This is a genomic window from Actinomadura flavalba DSM 45200, assembly GCF_000374305.1.
Classification (GTDB): domain Bacteria; phylum Actinomycetota; class Actinomycetes; order Streptosporangiales; family Streptosporangiaceae; genus Spirillospora; species Spirillospora flavalba.
The window spans coordinates 1,739,088-1,754,626 of record NZ_KB894093.1 but is presented as its reverse complement, the minus strand read 5'-3'; the positions used below and the strand labels follow the sequence as shown (position 1 = coordinate 1,754,626).

Sequence of the window (15,539 nt, the reverse complement as noted above, 5' to 3'; positions counted from 1 at the left end):
CCCTCCGGGGGCCGGGCTCACCGGACCGATGCCGAGGCGAACGCCACAGGGTCTAATCTTGGCGATGCACCGGCCGGTTCCTTACAGTTCAGTGGCATTCGGTCGGTGACTGGCCTCGAATCCCGGGGCAGGCTGGCCGGACCAGCCGAATCCCACGGTCTCCGCCGTGGGAGCCGGGGACCCGATCACCGGACCGACACGGTCCGGCCGGGGTGAATTCGCGGTCAGCGATAGGGCGGACTCCGCGCCCGAACCCGTCAGCTAACCCGGCAGGCGACCGAGGAGAGGAGACGACGACCCGTGGAGGCCCCCAGCTCCACCGGCCGGCGCCGGACGTCCGTCCGCCGCGCCGCCCTGGCCCTCACCGCGCTCGCCGCGGGAGCGCTGCCCCTCACCGCGGGCGCCGCCGTCGCCCCCGCGCAGGCCGCGCCCGGCGACACCAAGCGGATGGAGCAGCTCAACCGGCAGATCGCCAAGCTCGACAAGGAGTACGGCGGCGACCTCGCCAAGCTCCGCGACGCCGAGTACGGCGTGAAGAAGTCGCTGCGGCGCTCGGCCGAGCTGAAGAAGGACCTGGGCTCCGCGCAGCACCTCGTCGCGCAGATGGCCGCGAGCACCTACATGACGCGCGGGCAGGACCCGGCCGTCCAGGTGCTCGCCGACCGCGACCCGTCGTCGGTCCTCAGCTCCGCCTCGCTGGCCACGCACGTCACGCAGAACCAGGCGGCGCGCGTGCAGCAGATCTCGCGGCTCGTCGCGGAGCAGGAGAAGGCCCGCAAGGAGGCCGAGCAGAAGATCAAGGACCTGGAGAAGGACATCGCGGACCTGAACCGCGAACGGTCCCGCATCCGCGTCCTGGTCAAGAAGTACAAGCCCGAGTCACCGAGCGTCGGGATGGGCGGCGTGACGCCCCGCATGAACAAGGTCCACAAGGTCATCGACCTGGAGTTCGGGCCCTTCCCCACCATCGGCTGCGTCCGCATGACCGGCGACCCCCAGGACCACGCGAGCGGCCGCGCCTGCGACTTCATGGTGAGCATCGGCACGTCCCCGTCCTCCGCCCGCCAGCGCCAGGGCGACCAGGTCGCCGCCTACGCCGTCGCCAACGCCAACCGCCTCGGCATCAAGTACGTCATCTGGCGCCAGCGCATCTACGACATGCGCTCCCCTGGCTGGCGCTCCATGGAGAACCGAGGCGGCATCACCGCCAACCACTACGACCACGTCCACATCTCGGTCTTCTGACGCGTTCTCCGCGCCTCGGGTCACCGGGTGTAGGCGTAGTCGTCCAGGTCGAAGGTGCGGGCGCGGTGCCAGACGTGCAGGCCGGACTGGGGCCGGACGTAGGGCGAGTCGCCGTGGCGGTCGAAGTAGTAGCTGTTGGAGCGGGCGCAACTCGGCTGGGCGAGGATGGTGCCCTTCATGCGGCGGCGCATGTCGGCGGTGAAGTCGTCGTGCGGGGTCTGCCGGACGACGATGCGGGTGGCCCGGCGGCGCCTGGCCTCGACGATGCAGCGGACGGCGTGGGTGGAGCCCGCCTCGATGATCGAGAACCATGAGGCGCCCGTGACGGTGTAGGGGCCGTTCATCAGCCACAGGTTCGGCGCCTGCGGGACGGACAGGCCCTCGTAGTTGTGGTAGCGCTCGGTGTCCCAGTGGGCGCCGAGTTCGACGCCGTCCAGGCCCTCGACGGGGAACGGCGGCATGGCGCCGAGTTCGAGGATCTTGAAGCCGGTGGCGAGGACGAGCGTGTCGATCGTGCGTTCGCGGCCGTCCGCCGTGACGATGCCGTGCGCGGTGATCCGCTCGATCGGGTCGGTGACCAGTTCGACGTCGTTGCGGGTGAACGTCCGGAAGTACCGGTTCGAGAACGAGGGCCGCTTGCAGCCGAACCCGTACCTCGGGGTGAGCTTGCGGCGCAGCGTCCGGTCCGGGACCTGGCGGCGCAGGTGCGCGCGGCACACGGCCTCGGTGGCGCGGACGAGGAACGGCACCTTGCTGTAGTGCACGATGCCCAGCACCATGACGGCCTCGGAGATCGCCGTGGTGACGAACCGGACGAGCCGCTGCACCGGCGGCAGCAGCCGGAACGCCGTCCGCACCGCGCGCGGGATCGGGAAGTCGACCTTGGGCAGGACCCAGATCGGCGTCCGCTGGTAGACGTCCAGACGCGCCGCGCGTCCGGCGATCTCGGGGATGACCTGGAGCCCGGACGCGCCCGTCCCGATCACCGCGACGCGTTCGCCGGTGAGGTCGTGGCCGTGGTCCCACCGGGCGGTGTGCACGATCGTGCCCGCGAAGTCGTCCAGGCCCGGGATGTCGGGGTTCTTGGGCTGGTCGAGCGGCCCGACCGCGCACACCAGGAACCGCGCGGTGAGCACGCCGCGGCTCGTGTGGACGTGCCAGACGTCGGCGTCCTCGTCGAACACCGCCCGCCGGACCTCGGTCTCCAGCCGCAGGTGGGGCCGCAGCCGGTACTTGTCGGCGCAGTGCTCGGCGTAGGCGCGCACCTCGGCGCCGGGCGCGAACGAGCGCGTCCAGCCGGGGTTGGGCTCGAACGAGTAGCAGTACGTCGCCGACGGGATGTCCACGGCGACGCCCGGATAGGTGTTGTGCCGCCACACGCCGCCGACGCCGGGTGCCGCGTCGAGGATGACGAAGTCGCGGACGCCCTTGCGCCGCAGGTGCACGCCGACGCACAGCCCGGAGAACCCGGCGCCGACGACGATCACTTCATGGTCGGGTCGCATCCCGGTTCCTCTCGCGTGCCTGGACGGCGACCCGGCGGTCGTGGTCGCCTCGGGTGCCGAAGGTCTGCCGGTAGGCGCGGTCGCCGTCCAGGAGCCGCTGGACGGCCCGCACCACCGGCTCGGGCGTGACGCCGAGCGCGGGCTGCACGACGCGCAGCCAGCCGGGCACGGGGTACTCGGCGCGGCGGCTCACGCAGCTCCGGACGATCGCCGCGGCGACCTGTTCGGGGTCGATGGTCGGCAGCCCGCGTCCCAGCCGCACGCCCTCGGTGAGCCCGGTGCGGACGGCGGTGGGCAGCACGGCGCTGACGGTGACCCCGGTTCCGGCGACCTCCTGCCGGACGGCCGCCGACAGCCCCACGGCCGCGTACTTGCTGGCGTTGTAGACGGCCATGCCCGGCAACGGCAGCTTGCCCGCCATGGACGCGACGTTGACGACATGGCCGCGTCCCCGTTCGATCATCCCGGGCAGCGCGAGCCGCATCCCGTTGATGAGGCCGTGGACGTTGACGTCGAGGGTGGCGGCGCCGACCGCGTCGGGTTCGTCGAGGAACGGGCCGAGCGGCATGATCCCCGCGTTGTTGACCAGGATGTCGAGCGGGCCGATCTCCTGGACCCGGTCGAGGAAGGCGGCGAACGAGGCGCGGTCGGTGACGTCCAGCGGGAACGCCCGGATGCCGTCACCCGGTGGCGCGGAGACGTCCAGGTCACCGACGCAGACGCGGGCTCCGCGCCGCGCGAACGCCTCGGCGGTGGCGCGTCCGATGCCGCGGGCGCCGCCGGTGACGGCGACGACGGCTCCCGGCCGCGCGACGACGGGATCGCGCATGGCTCACTCTCCTTGGTCCGGCAATCCGGATACCGACGGTATTCGGAAACTGGACGAGTCGTCAATAGTCGCTCACTGGCGCGCTCCAGACGACGTGGATACCGTGGGCATCCCGATACCGATGGCCGATGGGACGGCGATGGCACGACTGACCAGGGCCGAGAGCCAGGCCCGCACCCGCGAACTCCTGCTGGCGACCGCCAAGCGGCTGTTCCTGCGTGACGGCTACCACGCCACCACGCTCGAAGGCGTCGCGGACGCCGCCGGCTTCTCCAAGGGCGCCGTCTACTCCAACTTCGGCACCAAGGACGACCTGTGCCGAACCGTGATCGACGCCGTCCGCGCCGAGCAGGTGCAGGCGATCGTCGCGGCGTTCGCGGGCGACGCCCCCGACGAGGACCGCCTCGCCGTCTTCGCGGCCTGGGCCGAACGCACCATCGGAGACCCGGGCTGGACGCTCCTGGAGGCCGAGTTCGCCATCCACGCCGCCCGCCGCGACCCGGCGCTGCGCGCCGAGATCGCCGCCGGGGGCCGCACCTGGGTGCACGCCCTCCGGCTCCTGCTGGACGAGGAGGCCCGCCGCCGCTCCGTCGTCCTCCCGCTGCCCGCCGACGAGCTGGCCGAGGCGCTGCTGAGCCTGGGCATCGGCCTCGGCCTGCGCCGCGCGATCGACCCGGACCTGTCCCCCCGGCCCCTCCCCCAGGCGATCCGGCTGCTCCTCGACGCCGCGACCCCCGCGCCGTAGCGGACGATCAGCGGGGGTCGGTGATGAGGGTGTTGATGAGGGCGGCGCCCCTCTCGGCGTCGTCGACGCTGATGAGGAACCGTCCGCCGTCGCGGTAACCGAGGACGAGGGCGTCCCCGGCGCGGAGCATCAGCGCGGCCCGGCCGGGGATGCCGCGCAGCCCCCAGCCGCCGACCTGGCCCGGCCTCGCCTCCTGCGCCCACGCCTTCTCGATCCGGCCGAGGGAGATCGTGCGCGACGGCCAGCCGAGCGGCCCGAGCCCGACGCGGACGCCGCCGGGGGTGACGCGCACCCGGACGGCCGAGAGCAGGAAGCCGGGGACGAACGTCGCGACCGCGACGACCACGAGCACCCACGCGGGCGCGGCGATGACGCCGAGGCCCGCCAGGAGGGCCGCCGCCAGGAGCACGGCCGTCGCACCCGCCGACGCCAGGACCAGCCACGGGTTCGTGAGACGCCCCACCCAGACGGACCGCTGGTTCGGGCGGGTCCGGAGCGTGGGCGGGTTCTGCTCGGCGGGGGTCGCCACGTCCTTCGGGCCGCGTCCGAGGTAGGCGGCGAGCGCTCCGACCAGCGGCGCGATGGCCAGGGCTAGGACGAGAGTCCAGGGCACCATGCGGGCGTCCTGCCAGTTGGAACGATCCATGTTGGCGGCGATCAAGGAGTACGTCATCGCGACGCAGAACGCCCCGCCACCGACGAGGAAGCCCCACCACAGCATCCGCCCGTACCGGAAGCCGAGCACCCTCCCGTGCGCTGCGGTGGCCACCAGGACGACCCATGCCACCGCCCACATCGCGCAGCAGACCGCGACGATGACGGCGAACGACGACGAACCGTCCGGCGTGGAACCGCTCCAGTGCGTCGCGAGCCGGCCGGGGAGGCGGTCGCGGAAGCCGAGCGGCAACGCGACGACGGCGGCCATCACGAGCGCGCCCCAGCCGGTGGAGACGAGCGTCGCGGGCGTTCTTCGGTTCATGGGAGCTCCTTCAGCATGTCGATGAGGTCGTCGCGGCCGTAGCCGTGTCTGCGTGCCTCCTCCAGTAACTCGTGCGTCCGCTGGACGAGCAGCGCCCGCCCGTCGGGCAGCGCCGCCACGCTCACGCCGCGTCCCCGGCGGAACTCGAGAATCCCCTCGTCCCGCAACTCCCGGAACGCCCGCAGCACGGTGTTGGCGTTGATCCCGAGCGCGCCGCCCAGTTCCCGCGCGGACGGCAGCCGGTCTCCCGGCCCGTAGGCGCCCTCTCCGACCGCCCGACGCACCGCCCCGGCCACCTGCTCGTGCAAGGGCCGGGGGTCATTGAGATCCAAGGTGAGCAACATGATGCATAGAACAGTAGCACCATCCACGCCATGAAACTAGCGCGAGTAGCACCATAAGAAAGTTATCCACAGGCTGTGGTCGGGCGCTCACGAAGGGTTCGGTCGTGTCTACGCTCCCGTCAAGGAGCCGGATTTCGGCTTCGGGACCGGCCGACGAGAGGAACCCCGAATGTTCGCCTTGGCACGGAAAGCGCTGGCCGCCGCCTCCCGGCGGGCACGGACGATCGCCGAGGCCGGGCGCAGGCGGCGACGGGCAGGTAAGGCGAAGGCCCGGACCGGGCGGGTCCGGGCCTTCGGGAGGGGGTCAGTCGGCGTAGCTCGGGAGCATGCGTTCGTGGGTCTCGCGGAGCTCGGCCAGCGGTACCGAGAACAGTTCCTGGTCGCCCTCCGGCGTCCACGACGCGACCTGGAGGCTGTCGCCGCCCGCGACGCCGAGCTGCGTGACGGGCACGCCCGCCTGCTCGCACAGCGCCGCGACGCGCGATTCGCCGCCGGGGCGGATCGTCACGACCGCGCGGGCCACCGACTCGCTGAACAGTGCCACGAACGGGTCGCCCGGCAGCGCCACCTTCGCGCCCAGGCCGCCGCGCAGGCACGACTCCACCAGCGCCTGCGACAGGCCGCCGTCGGACAGGTCGTGCGCCGCCGTCAGCAGGCCCTCGCGGCCCGCCTGGATCAGCACCGACGCCAGCGCGCGCTCGGCCGCCAGGTCCACCTTCGGCGGCAGCCCGCCCAGGTGCCCGTAGACGACGTGCGCCCACTCCGACCCGCCGAACTCCTCGCGCGTCTCGCCGAGCAGCGCGATCGTCGCGCCGTCCGACGTGAACGACATGTTCACCCGGTTGCGGACGTCGTCGTGGACGCCCAGCACGCCGATCACCGGCGTCGGGTTGATCGGCGTGGTGCCGGTCTGGTTGTAGAAGCTGACGTTGCCGCCCGTCACGGGCACGCCCAGGTACTGGCACGCGTCCGCGAGGCCCTCCGTCGCCTGCGCGAACTGCCACATGACGCCCGGGTCCTCCGGGGAGCCGAAGTTCAGGCAGTTCGTGACGGCGAGCGGGCGGGCGCCCGTCGCGGCGACGTTCCGGTACGCCTCCGACAGCGCGAGCTGCGCGCCCGAGTACGGGTCGAGCCGGGTGTAGCGGCCGTTGCCGTCCAGCGACAGGGCGACGCCCAGCCCCGAGTCGGGGTCGATCCGCACGACGCCCGCGTTCTCCGGCATCGCCTGCACGGTGTTGCCGAGCACGTACCGGTCGTACTGCGACGTGATCCACGTCTTGCTCGCCAGGTTCGGCGACCCGGCCAGCCACAGCACCGTGCGGCGCAGCTCGTCCCCCGTGGACGGACGCGTCAGACGGCCTGGCGTGTCGCTCTGGAGGGTGCCGAGGTCGGCGGGCGGCGCGATCGGACGCTCGTAGACCGGCCCTTCGTCGGCGGCCGTGCCCGGCGGGATGTCGACGATCGTCTCGCCGTGCCACGTCATGACGAGGCGGCCGGTGTCGGTGACCTCCCCGATGACCGTCGCGGGGATCTCCCAGCGGGCGCAGATCTCCAGGAAACGGTCGACCTTGGCGGGCTCCACGACCGCCATCATCCGCTCCTGCGACTCGCTCATCAGGATCTCTTCGGGAAGCAGCGTCTCGTCGCGCAGCGGCACGGTGTCCAGGCGGACGTCCATGCCGCCCGTCCCGGCGGCGGCCAGCTCGGTCGTCGCGCAGGAGACACCGGCGGCGCCGAGGTCCTGGATGCCGACCACCAGGTCCTCCTGGAACAGCTCCAGGCAGCACTCGATGAGGATCTTCTCCAGGAACGGGTCACCGACCTGCACGGCGGGCCGCTTGGCCTGCGACTCGTCGTCGAACGTCGCCGACGCCAGCACGGACGCGCCGCCGATGCCGTCCGGCCCGGTCGTCGCGCCGAACAGGATCACGCGGTTGCCGGGGCCGGGGGCCGTGGCGCGCTTGATCTCGTCGTGCTTGAGCACGCCGACGCAGAGCGCGTTGACGAGCGGGTTCTGCGCGTAGCAGGCGTCGAAGACGGTCTCGCCGCCGATGTTGGGCAGGCCGAGCGAGTTGCCGTAACCGCCGACCCCGGCGACCACGCCCGGCAGTACCCGCTGGGTGTCGGGCGCGTCGGCGGGGCCGAAGCGCAGCGAGTCCATGACGGCGATTGGGCGGGCGCCCATCGACATGATGTCGCGGACGATGCCGCCGACTCCCGTCGCGGCGCCCTGGTACGGCTCCACGTACGACGGGTGGTTGTGCGACTCGACCTTGAACGTGACGGCCCAGCCCTGCCCGATGTCCACGACACCGGCGTTCTCCCCCATGCCGACGAGCAACGCGTCCGTTTTGGGCGCCTTCTCGCCGAACTGGCGCAGATGCACCTTCGAGCTCTTGTAGGAGCAGTGCTCGCTCCACATGACCGAGTAGATCGCCAGTTCGGCGGAGGTGGGACGGCGGCCGAGGATCTCCCGCACGCGGCGGTACTCGTCCTCCTTCATGCCCAGCTCGGCGAACGGCTGCGGCCGGTCGGGCGTGCGCAGCGCGATGTCCACGGTGTCGGTGCCGGGATCGACGTCGGGCGCCCCGAGGTCGGCGGCCAGCACCGGCGGCGCCACGGGCGCGGCCGGAACGGCGGGCTGCGACCCGGTGTCGGCGTTCCCACGCCGTCCCCGCCGCTTACGACCCCGCCCGGACGACTCCCCACCGGAAACGGCGGGCTGCGGCCCGGTCCCCGACACGGCGGGCTGTGGCCCGGTGCCCGATACGGCGGGCTGCGGGCCGGTGCCCGTGACTGCGGGCTGTGGGCCGGTCGAAGTACCGGGAACGGTGGCCTGCGGCCCGGTATCGGAAACGACACGCTGCGGCCCGGTCCCCGAGACGGCGGGCTGTGGCCCGGTCGCCGTCTCCACGGTCGGTCCTCCGAGCACCGGCTGCGGCCCGGTGCCCAGGTCACGCCGCGTGTCCTCGTCCGTGAGCGACCCGACGGCGGGCTGCGGCCCGGTCCCGTGCGTGTCCGCGTCCACGACGAACTGCGGCCCGGTGCCGGAGCCCTCGCCGTCACGTCCGGCGCCGTTCCAGAACTCGTCGCTCTGCGAGCCGACCACGGGCTGCGGCCCGGTGCCGGAGACCCGCGTCTCCTCGTCGGAGCCGACGACGGCCTGCGGGCCGGTGCCCGTGCGCTCGTCGCCGCCGACCACGCGCTGCGGGCCGGTACCCGAAGCGAGCGGGTCGTCCCCGCTCACGCCGTACCCGGACCCCAGCGGGTCGTCATCACGCACGACGGGCTGCGGCCCCGTCCCGGACCCGACCGCAGGCTGCGGCCCGGTCCCCGACCCGAGCGGATCGTCCCCGCTCACCACATGCCGGGAGTACCCGGACCCCAGCGGGTCCTCATCACGAACAGCAGGCTGCGGACCCGTGCCCGACCCAACGGCGGGCTGCGGACCCGTGTCGAAGCCAACGGCAGGCTGCGGACCCGTGCCGGAGCCGACAGTCGGCTGAGGGCCCGTGCCGGAGCCAACGGCAGGCTGCGGGCCCGTGCCGGTACCGACGGCGGGCTGCGGACCCGTCCCCGACCCAACGGCAGGCTGCGGACCGGTGCCCGACCCGACGGCAGGCTGGGGGCCCGTCCCCGACCCAACGGCAGGCTGGGGGCCCGTGCCGGAGCCGACGGTCCGTTGCGGGCCGGAGTCCGTGCCGACGGCGGGCTGCGGGCCGGTGTCGGACGGCGGCGGGGTCCAGGCGGAGGGCACGTCGGAGGAGGCGTCGGCGCGGGTCGCGCCGGTGGCGCCCTCCTCGGCCAGGGCGCGCGAGAAGTCGCGGGCCGCCTCGGGCCCGGGGCCCTGCGGGGCGGGCGGCTTCGGGGCGGCGTGCGGCGCGGCGGCGGGGCCGCCGGCGCGGCGGCGGTCGCGCTCGTCGCCCTCGTCGACGATGGCGCCGAACGCCTGCGAGACCGACGGGTCCACCGGGGCCAGCTCGGGGTCGTCGGCGTCGGACTTGAGGTCGGCCAGCCACTCCAGGCTGGGCTCCTCGGCGCGGCGCTTGGACTTGCCGTCCGAGCCGCCGGGACGTTGCTCACTCATCGGTTCCCCCTCGGTACTGCGCTGCCGTCGTCACACCGGGCACGCTCACGCGGCGACCAGCCGCTTGACGATCGAGGTGAAGAACCCGAGACCGTCCGTGGACGGCCCGGTCAGCGACTCGACCGCGTGCTCGGGGTGGGGCATGAGGCCGACGACGTTGCCGGCCTCGTTGCGGATGCCCGCGATGTCGTTGACGGACCCGTTCGGGTTGAGGTCGAGGTAGCGGGCGACGATGCGGCCCGATTCCTCCAGCTCGTTCAGCGTCGCCGCGTCGGCGACGAACCGGCCGTCACGGTTCTTGATCGGGACGACGATCTCCTGGCCCTCGCTGTAGTCGGACGTCCAGGGCGTCTCGGCGTCGTCGATGCGCAGCCGCTGGTCGCGGCAGACGAAGTGCAGCCCCGCGTTCGGCAGCAGCGCCCCCGGCAGCAGGTGCGACTCGCACAGCACCTGGAAGCCGTTGCAGATGCCGAGCACGGGCAGACCCGCGTCGGCGGCGGCGACGAGCTCGCCCATCAGCGGCGCGAACCGGGCGATCGCCCCGGCGCGCAGGTAGTCGCCGTAGGAGAACCCACCGGGCAGGACGACCGCGTCGACGCCCTGGAGGTCGTTGTCGGCGTGCCACAGCGCGACCGGCTCGGCGCCGGCGAGCCGCACGGCGCGTGCCGCGTCGCGGTCGTCCAGGGAACCTGGGAAGGTGATGACCCCGACCCGGGCAGCATCCATCTCTACTGTTCCTTCGGTTGTGTTCCGCGCCCGCCGAGGACGGCGAGCGCCACTCCATCGGAGCTGGTGAGGGCGGCCGGAGACGGGCGGTTACGCCCGCCGATCACCGCTGCGCGTCAAGATTCCCCCGCGCGCGTACCAATCTACCCGGCACTGTGCATGAGCTGTCGGTCGAGGCGGCGGATCAGCGCCTCGTCCCGCCAGGCCAGCCGCTTGCGCAGGTGCACGACGGTGCCGCGGTCCGGGGAGGAGTCGATGGTGAGATCGTCGACGAGCGCGCGCATGATGCGCAGGCCGCGGCCGGACTCGGCCATCTGGTCCGTCTCGCCCGTGAGCGAGGTCTCACCGGTCGCCGCCCCGAAGTCGGTGATCTCCAGCACGCACACGCCGCCGTCGATCCGGGCGACGACCTCGTATCCGGACGCACCACTGGCGTGCTGGACGGCGTTGGTGCATCCTTCGGAGAGGGCGAGCAACAGTTCGTCCACGCAGTCCTCGGTGGCACCGACGTCGCGCAGGACGTCGCCGAGCAGTCTGCGCACCATGGGGATCGTCAGGTCCTCGCGTGGTAGCGCGAGTGAGAACGTCAGGTCCACGGGCCACCTCGCATCATCCCGCGCACCCCCTGGTCCGGGCCTTTACCCCGGGCCTGTCTCGACGTCGTCTGGCCGCAGGTATCCCTTCCCGCGCGTCCTTGCCATAACCGTGACCTCGTCAGGCCATTTCCGGACGCGCAGGTGACCCCCGTCTTACAGTGCGGGAATCGGAACCTTGCGAACAGCCCGCGAACCCCCACGCCGCAGGCGAGCGCGGACGATCAGAGCACGCGCAGCTCGAAGGTCTCGATGACGGTGTTCGTGAGCAGCGTCTCGGCGATTTTGCGGATCTCGTCGAGCGCGGCCTCGTCGGCGGGGCCGTCCAGCTCCAGCTCGAACCGCTTGCCCTGCCGGACGGACGTCACCGCCGTGTGCCCGAGCTGCGGCAGCTTCCGGACGATCGCCTGCCCCTGCGGGTCGAGGATCTCCGGCTTGAGCATGACGTCGACGACGACACGGGCCACGACCGCCCCCCTCACTGATCTGCGTGTTTCCTGACGCGGCGGGCGCCACGCTCTCTGACGACGAGAAGCGTACGGCACCATTGCAGAACACACTCACCATCCCCCTGGAGAGTCCCCCGATGAACCCCGACGATCTCTCGCCTCCGGAACGCCGCCTCTGGGACGCCTTCCGGCTCGGGGAGTCGGTCGACCTGTCGTCCGGCCACACCGAGCACGGCTCCGAGCTGTGGGGCCCCGAGCGCCTGGTCCGGGCCGAGGTGCTCGTCGCGCTGCTCGCCGGGGCCGTCGCGCCCGAGCCGGGGCAGGTCGCGGCCGTCCGGCTGACGGGCGCCCGCATCACCGGCTCGCTGAACCTCGGGCACGCGCAGGTGTCGGTGCCGCTGGCGCTGACGTCGTGCGTGTTCGACGAGAGCCCGCACCTGTACTGGGCGTCGATGAGCAGCGTGCACCTGTTGCGGTGCCGGCTGCCGGGGCTGGTCGCGTCCGGCGCGCGCGTGGACGGGCACCTGTGGCTGGAGGGCAGCCAGATCTCCGGCGGGCTCTGGCTCGACGGTGCCCACATCTCCGGCATCCTCAACATGTCGGGCGTGCAGCTCAGCAATCCGGGCGGGGACGCGCTGCTCGCCGACCGCCTCACCGTGGACGCCAACGTCTACTGCGACCAGGGCTTCACCGCGCACGGCGAGGTACGGCTGCCGGGCGCGCGGGTCGGCGGGCAGCTCATCTTCCGGCAGGCGCGGCTGAACAACCCGGCGGGCGCCGCCCTGTACGCGTCGCGGCTGGACGTCGCCGCGAACGTGTTCTGCGACGGCGGCTTCTCCGCCGAGGGCGAGATCCGGCTGCGCGGCGCCCGCGTCGGCGGCTACCTGTCGTTCGTCGGGGCGCGGCTCACGCATCCGGACAAGACCGCCCTCAACGCCGACGACCTGTCCGTCGAGACGGACGTCTACTGCTCGGACGGCTTCACCGCCCAGGGCCAGGTCAGCTTCGCGGGCGCCCGCGTCACCGGGCAGCTCAACCTGCGCGGCGCGAAGCTGGTGAACGAGGAGGGGACGGCGCTCAGCCTCCAGCGCCTCCAGGTCGAGGAAGTGCTGCTGCGCCCGGCCGAGCCGGTGCGGGGCGTCGTCGACCTCTCCTACGCGCGCATCAACCTGCTCCGCGACGACGCCGCGACGTGGCCCGAACGCCTCCAGCTCGACGGCCTCCAGTACGACACGCTCGAACCGCCGCTGGCGGCCAAGCAGCGCCTCAACTGGCTCCGCCGCGACACCGACGGCTACCAGCCGCAGCCCTACGAGCGCCTGGCGCAGACCTACCGCTCGCTCGGCCTGGACTCCGACGGCCGCTCCGTCCTGCTCGCCAAGGCCCGCGACCGGCGCGCCACGCAGGGACTCCCCCGCAAGGTCGTCGGCTGGATTCAGGACGTCCTGGTCGGCTACGGCTACCGTCCGTTCCGCGCCGCGAGCTGGCTGGCGGGCCTCCTGGCCTTCGGCACCATCGTGTTCTCCCTGCACAAGCCCGGCATCCTGGACGACGGCCACACCCCGCACTTCAACCCGTTCTGGTACACCCTCGACCTGCTCCTCCCGATCGGCACGCTCGGCCAAGAGGTCGTCTTCGCCCCCAAGGGCGTCTACCAGTGGATCGCCAACTTCCTCGTCATCGCGGGCATCCTGCTCGGCCTCACCGTCGCCGCCGGAGCGACCCGCGCCCTCTCCCGCGAGTGACGCCCCGGGCGTGAGGCGGGGCGTGGGGCGGGGTAGGGAATCGGGCATGAGGGCTTGCGCGACCCGGTGTGACATCTGACACGATGATTTGGCGGTCTTCGTCCCCTTATCCGGGGTCAGGCCGCTGACGTCGGCCGGTGCGCGGCGATCCCGCGATCCGGCCCCGAGCGAGGAGTGTCATCAATGACGATCGACTCCATGCGCGCGACGCCTCGACCGGGCGAAGCCGCCGATCCCCAGTTCGTCCAGCTCCTCACCCCCGAGGGGGAGCGGGTCGAGCACCCCGACTATCCGCTGGACCTCACGCCCGACGACGTCCGCGACCTCTACCGCGACCTCGTCATGGTGCGCCGCATCGACCTGGAGGCCGTGGCGCTCACCCGGCAGGGCGAACTCGGCATCTGGGCGTCGCTGCTCGGCCAGGAGGCCGCGCAGATCGGGTCCGGCCGGGCCATGAACGAGCACGACATGGCGTTCCCCACCTACCGCGAGCACGGCGTCGCCTACTGCCGCGGCGTCGACCCGCTCAACCTGCTCGGCCTGTTCCGGGGCGTCAACCACGGCGGCTGGAACCCCGCCGAGCACGGCTTCCACCTGTACACGATCGTCATCGGCAGCCAGACGCTGCACGCCGCCGGATACGCCATGGGCATCCAGCGCGACGGCGTTCTCGGCACCCCCGGCGCGGGCGCCGCCATCGCCTACTTCGGCGACGGCGCCACGTCCCAGGGCGACGTGAACGAGGCGTTCGTCTTCGCGTCCGTGTTCAACGCGCCGGTCGTGTTCTTCTGCCAGAACAACCAGTGGGCCATCTCCGAACCCCTCGAACGGCAGACCCGCATCCCGCTCTACCAGCGCGCGCAGGGCTTCGGCTTCCCCGGCGTCCGCGTCGACGGCAACGACGTCTTCGCCTGCCTCGCCGTGACGCGGGCCGCGCTCGCGCAGGCCCGCGACGGGCAGGGGCCGTCGTTCGTCGAGGCGTACACGTACCGGATGGGCGCCCACACCACCACCGACGATCCCACCCGCTACCGCCACAAGGCCGACGAAGAGGCATGGAAGCTGAAGGACCCCATCGAACGGGTCCGCTCCTACCTCGTCCGCAACGGCCTCGCCGACGCCGGCTTCTTCGACTCCGTCGACGCCGACGCCAAGACCGCCGCCCGCGCCCTCCGCGAAGCGTGCCTCTCCCTGCCCGACCCGGAGCCCGGCGCGATCTTCGAGCACGTGTACGCCGAACCGCACCCGCTGATGACCGCCGAGCAGGAGGCGTTCGCCGCCTACCTCGCGTCCTTCGAGGAGGTGACGGCATGACCGCCGAAACGCTCACCCTCGGCAAGGCCCTCAACGCCGGGCTGCGCCGCGCGATGGAAGACGACCCCAAGGTCCTCGTCATGGGCGAGGACGTCGGCAGGCTCGGCGGCGTCTTCCGCATCACCGACGGACTCCAGAAGGACTTCGGCGCCGAACGCGTCATCGACACCCCGCTCGCCGAATCCGGCATCGTCGGCACCGCGATCGGGCTCGCGCTGCGCGGCTACCGGCCCGTCTGCGAGATCCAGTTCGACGGGTTCGTGTTCCCCGCCGCCGACCAGATCATCACGCAGCTCGCCAAGATGCGGATGCGGTCGCTCGGCTCGGTCAGCCTGCCGATCACCATCCGCATCCCGTGCGGCGGCGGCATCGGCGCCGTCGAACACCACTCCGAGTCGCCCGAGGCGTACTTCGCGCACACCGCCGGGCTCCGCGTCGTCGCCTGCTCCAACCCCGTCGACGCCTACGCGATGCTGCGGCAGTCCATCGCCTCCGACGACCCGGTGATCTTCTTCGAGCCGAAGCGGCGGTACTGGGAGAAGGCGCCCGTCCCGCTCGACGGCGACTTCCCGTCGCTGCACTCCGCGCAGGTCGTGCAGGCCGGCACCGACGTGACCGTCCTCGCCTACGGGCCGTCGGTCAAGACGTGCCTGGAGGCCGCGACCGCCGCCGCGTCCGAAGGCCGCTCCATCGAGGTCATCGACCTGCGGTCGCTCAACCCGCTCGACCTGCCGACGCTCGCCGCGTCCGTCGAGCGGACCGGCCGGTGCGTCGTCGTCCACGAGGCGCCCGTGTTCGCCGGGTTCGGGGCGGAACTGGCGGCGCGGCTCACCGAGCTGTGCTTCTACCGGCTGGAGGCGCCGATCCTGCGCGTCGGCGGCTTCTCAACGCCGTACCCGCCGTCCCGGCTGGAGGACGAGTACCTGCCCGACCTCGACCGCATCCTCGACGCGGTCGACCGGACCTTCGCGTGGTGAG

At 72.5% G+C, this 15,539-nt stretch carries 13 protein-coding genes and 1 riboswitch; of the genes, 5 read left to right on the top strand and 8 right to left on the bottom strand.

The genetic code is table 11. From position 1 onward, the window contains the following. The first annotated feature begins 133 nt into the window (after positions 1 to 133). Positions 134 to 292, top strand: a riboswitch (cyclic di-AMP (ydaO/yuaA leader). Positions 293 to 300: 8 nt separating this feature from the next. Further along, complete coding sequence (locus C229_RS0108010; RefSeq protein ID WP_018654555.1) at positions 301 to 1,245, top strand: VldE C-terminal domain-containing protein; 945 nt, start codon at positions 301 to 303, stop codon at positions 1,243 to 1,245. Between the two features lie 20 nt (positions 1,246 to 1,265). Here C229_RS0108010 and C229_RS0108005 read toward each other — a convergent pair whose 3' ends face one another. Continuing rightward, on the bottom strand, positions 1,266 to 2,750 hold the full coding sequence (locus tag C229_RS0108005) for a flavin-containing monooxygenase (RefSeq protein ID WP_026313558.1): 1,485 nt from the start codon (positions 2,748 to 2,750) through the stop codon (positions 1,266 to 1,268). Beyond that, positions 2,734 to 3,579, bottom strand: coding sequence for an SDR family oxidoreductase (locus C229_RS0108000; protein ID WP_018654553.1), 846 nt, complete (start codon positions 3,577 to 3,579; stop codon positions 2,734 to 2,736). Before C229_RS0108000 ends, C229_RS0108005 begins: the two co-directional genes overlap by 17 nt. A gap of 139 nt (positions 3,580 to 3,718) precedes the next feature. Here C229_RS0108000 and C229_RS0107995 point away from each other — a divergent pair, with 139 nt between their 5' ends. After that, positions 3,719 to 4,324 (top strand): TetR/AcrR family transcriptional regulator, encoded by a 606-nt coding sequence (locus C229_RS0107995; RefSeq protein WP_018654552.1) that lies wholly within the window; start codon positions 3,719 to 3,721, stop codon positions 4,322 to 4,324. 7 nt (positions 4,325 to 4,331) lie between these two features. On the opposite strand, the gene C229_RS29905 is transcribed toward C229_RS0107995, so the two are convergent. The 6 genes from C229_RS29905 to purS all read right to left on the bottom strand — a co-directional run bounded on the left by C229_RS29905 (position 4,332) and on the right by purS (position 11,520). After that, a complete protein-coding gene (locus C229_RS29905) occupies positions 4,332 to 5,303 on the bottom strand; it encodes a hypothetical protein (RefSeq protein WP_018654551.1) in 972 nt (323 codons plus the stop codon). Next, positions 5,300 to 5,635 (bottom strand): GntR family transcriptional regulator, encoded by a 336-nt coding sequence (locus C229_RS0107985; protein ID WP_033424176.1) that lies wholly within the window; start codon positions 5,633 to 5,635, stop codon positions 5,300 to 5,302. Before C229_RS0107985 ends, C229_RS29905 begins: the two co-directional genes overlap by 4 nt. A gap of 316 nt (positions 5,636 to 5,951) precedes the next feature. Further along, the gene (purL, locus tag C229_RS34125; RefSeq protein ID WP_033424175.1) at positions 5,952 to 8,252 is read right to left on the bottom strand and encodes a phosphoribosylformylglycinamidine synthase subunit PurL; all 2,301 of its coding nucleotides are present in this window, start codon (positions 8,250 to 8,252) and stop codon (positions 5,952 to 5,954) included. A 1,527-nt stretch (positions 8,253 to 9,779) separates the two neighbouring features. Beyond that, positions 9,780 to 10,460: a phosphoribosylformylglycinamidine synthase subunit PurQ gene (purQ, locus tag C229_RS0107975; protein ID WP_018654548.1), complete on the bottom strand. Its 681-nt coding sequence runs from the start codon at positions 10,458 to 10,460 to the stop codon at positions 9,780 to 9,782. 143 nt (positions 10,461 to 10,603) lie between these two features. Next, entirely contained in the window at positions 10,604 to 11,056 is a 453-nt protein-coding gene (locus C229_RS0107970; RefSeq protein WP_018654547.1) for an ATP-binding protein, read from the bottom strand. A gap of 221 nt (positions 11,057 to 11,277) precedes the next feature. Continuing rightward, a complete protein-coding gene (gene purS, locus C229_RS0107965) occupies positions 11,278 to 11,520 on the bottom strand; it encodes a phosphoribosylformylglycinamidine synthase subunit PurS (protein ID WP_018654546.1) in 243 nt (80 codons plus the stop codon). A gap of 119 nt (positions 11,521 to 11,639) precedes the next feature. Between purS and C229_RS0107960 the strand changes: the two genes are divergently transcribed. The 3 genes from C229_RS0107960 (at position 11,640) to C229_RS0107950 (ending at position 15,538) form a co-directional block, all read left to right on the top strand. Continuing rightward, positions 11,640 to 13,247: a hypothetical protein gene (locus tag C229_RS0107960; RefSeq protein ID WP_018654545.1), complete on the top strand. Its 1,608-nt coding sequence runs from the start codon at positions 11,640 to 11,642 to the stop codon at positions 13,245 to 13,247. Positions 13,248 to 13,430: 183 nt separating this feature from the next. Further along, positions 13,431 to 14,561: a pyruvate dehydrogenase (acetyl-transferring) E1 component subunit alpha gene (gene pdhA / locus C229_RS0107955; protein WP_018654544.1), complete on the top strand. Its 1,131-nt coding sequence runs from the start codon at positions 13,431 to 13,433 to the stop codon at positions 14,559 to 14,561. Then, entirely contained in the window at positions 14,558 to 15,538 is a 981-nt protein-coding gene (locus C229_RS0107950; RefSeq protein ID WP_018654543.1) for an alpha-ketoacid dehydrogenase subunit beta, read from the top strand. The genes pdhA and C229_RS0107950 overlap by 4 nt, the downstream gene beginning before the upstream one ends. The last annotated feature ends 1 nt before the right edge of the window (position 15,539 follow it).

Bases quoted from the DNA above. Each gene is read 5' to 3' on its own strand.
- C229_RS0108005 (WP_026313558.1), bottom strand. From the start codon at position 2,750: ATGCGACCCGACCATGAAGTGATCGTCGTCGGCGCCGGGTTCTCCGGG.
- C229_RS0108000 (WP_018654553.1), bottom strand. From the start codon at position 3,579: ATGCGCGATCCCGTCGTCGCGCGGCCGGGAGCCGTCGTCGCCGTCACC.
- C229_RS0107995 (WP_018654552.1), top strand. From the start codon at position 3,719: ATGGCACGACTGACCAGGGCCGAGAGCCAGGCCCGCACCCGCGAACTC.
- C229_RS29905 (WP_018654551.1), bottom strand. From the start codon at position 5,303: ATGAACCGAAGAACGCCCGCGACGCTCGTCTCCACCGGCTGGGGCGCG.
- purQ (WP_018654548.1), bottom strand. From the start codon at position 10,460: ATGGATGCTGCCCGGGTCGGGGTCATCACCTTCCCAGGTTCCCTGGAC.
- C229_RS0107960 (WP_018654545.1), top strand. From the start codon at position 11,640: ATGAACCCCGACGATCTCTCGCCTCCGGAACGCCGCCTCTGGGACGCC.
- pdhA (WP_018654544.1), top strand. From the start codon at position 13,431: ATGACGATCGACTCCATGCGCGCGACGCCTCGACCGGGCGAAGCCGCC.
- C229_RS0107950 (WP_018654543.1), top strand. From the start codon at position 14,558: ATGACCGCCGAAACGCTCACCCTCGGCAAGGCCCTCAACGCCGGGCTG.